General features: G+C 49.4%; 2 protein-coding genes. Both read left to right on the forward strand.

The genetic code is table 11. The features are described 5' to 3' along the window. A partial coding sequence (locus ACYVIP_RS44700; RefSeq protein WP_460407324.1) for a polymorphic toxin-type HINT domain-containing protein occupies positions 1-563 on the forward strand: 563 nt, incomplete at its 5' end. A gap of 7 nt (positions 564-570) precedes the next feature. Then, positions 571-1053 carry a hypothetical protein gene (locus tag ACYVIP_RS44705; RefSeq protein ID WP_460407325.1) on the forward strand — a complete coding sequence of 161 codons (483 nt, stop codon included), beginning with the start codon at positions 571-573 and terminating at the stop codon, positions 1051-1053. Positions 1054-1129: the final 76 nt, after the last annotated feature.

The following is a 1129-nucleotide window of genomic DNA, read 5'->3' on the forward strand; positions in this document are numbered from 1 at the left end:
CCGAAGACGGTGCTACCGTCACCACCACCGAAGACCACCCCTACTGGAACGCCACCGACCACCAATGGCAACAAGCCCAACACCTCGACCCCGGCGACCACCTCCACACCGCCAACGGACAACCACTCAAAATCGACAGCCTCCGCCTACCCAGCGCCCACGCCGCCACCGCCTACAACATCGCCGTCTACGACATCCACACCTATTATGTACTCGTTGGTCAGGTGCCGGTTCTTGTACACAATGAAAAATGCAATGTGGGAACCCGGCAGTTTGACCACGCTTGGGCGCGGCATTCATCAGGAGGATACTATGACAAAATTAAAAAACATGAAAACGTATTTTCTGGAGATATTGATAAGACTGGATTTCGCAGGATGGTGGACGAGGCGATAGAAAATGGAACACGTGTTTCTAGATCTAAATCAGACCCGCGAGATGGCTATTACATAGACTACGATTTTGGGAATATGGAGGTTGGTGTGATGGGTCAGAACGGAATGAGAATCGCCGTTGATGGCGATGGAAATTTCGTAACCGCAATGCCGAAGTTCTTGTACTAGGAATAAAATGATCTCGTTCATATTCTTGCCGCGCATCGACGATCCATCCTGGGGTGTCGATGGTTTGATAGGAGCCCCCCCTCGTGCATTGACTGTCAATGATTTTACTTTTTACTACTTCACTTCCGATGTTCTGATCAATGACGGATGTTCTGAAGTGCTATTGAGAACGCCTGATCTTCCTGTTGTAGAATTCATTTTGATGCTTATTCAGCTCTGTCGTGAAGTGGCCACGTCCGGTGTGTCGACTGTGGAGACCTCGCAAACTCAAGATTCAATAGAAGCTGCGAAGGTCGAGAGTAGAATTAGGTTGACTTATAGTTTTTCTGACGTGATTTCTACGCTTTCGATGAGCGACCTGAGAGCAGCTCCAGGCAGAGCTCTTCGTGCAGCTTTTGAGGTGCTTTTCTCTGCTCATGATGATCTGAAGTTCAACGGCTATTTAATCGAACTTGCTGACCTAATTCGATCAGAGTTTTCAGATTTCTAGAGCGTGGGTAAACAGGAAGTCGAGTGGGCCAAGAGCGCCAACAGTGTCCGCGCCACCCGCTACTACACCCAGGGCG

The organism is Actinophytocola sediminis, from assembly GCF_054779715.1.